The sequence below is a fragment of the Sphingomonas sp. RS6 genome (assembly GCF_054489705.1).
The window spans coordinates 1-827 of the sequence record NZ_JBTMWM010000023.1 but is presented as its reverse complement, the minus strand read 5'-3'; the positions used below and the strand labels follow the sequence as shown (position 1 = coordinate 827).

Annotated in this window: 1 protein-coding gene; it reads right to left on the bottom strand. The window is 66.5% G+C overall.

What is annotated here, in order from left to right; genetic code table 11:
• A partial coding sequence (gene hemF, locus ACX40Y_RS18185; RefSeq protein WP_459120984.1) for an oxygen-dependent coproporphyrinogen oxidase occupies nt 1–824 on the bottom strand: 824 nt, incomplete at its 3' end.
• Nucleotides 825–827: the final 3 nt, after the last annotated feature.

Here is an 827-nt window from a genome sequence, read left to right as displayed (position 1 = left end):
GGCGGCAGGCTCATGAGGATGGCGTCGACATTGCCGCCGGTCTTGAGCCCGAACAGGGTGCCGCGATCATAGATGAGGTTGAATTCGGCATAGCGGCCGCGCCATTCGAGCTGTTGGCGGCGATCGGCGTCGTCGAACGGCATGTTCATGCGGCGGCGGACGAGCTGCGGGTAAATGTCGAGGAAGGCGCGGCCGACATCCTGGGTAAAGGCGAAACCGGCGTCCCAGTCGCCTTCGAGATGATCGTAGAAGATGCCGCCGACGCCGCGATGGACCTGGCGGTGGGGGATGTAGAAATACTCGTCCGCCCACGCCTTGAAGCGCGGATAATAGGCCGGATCATGCGCGTCGCACGCGGCCTGGAGCCGGGCGTGGAAATCGGCGGTGTCCTCGTCATAGGGCAACGGCGGGTTGAGATCGGCGCCGCCGCCGAACCAGCGCTTCGTGGTGGCGAGGAAGCGCGTGTTCATGTGGACGGCGGGGACGTGCGGGTTGGCCATGTGCGCGACCAGGCTGATGCCGGTGGCGAAGAAGCGGGGATCGTCGCCCGCGCCGTGGATCGTCTTGGCGAACTCGCCTTCGAAGCTGCCGCCGACGGTGGAGACGTTGACGCCGACCTTTTCGAACACCTGGCCCTTCATCACGCCGCGTACGCCGCCGCCGCCGGGGGCGCCATCGGCATCGGTGCGGTCCCAGGGCGTATAATCGAACCGCGCATCCGACCCCGCGTCGCGCTCGATCGATTCGAATGCCGCGCAGATCTGGTCGCGAAGCGCCTCGAACCAGGTGCGTGCGCGCTGTTGCTGGTCGTCCAGTTCGATCACGCG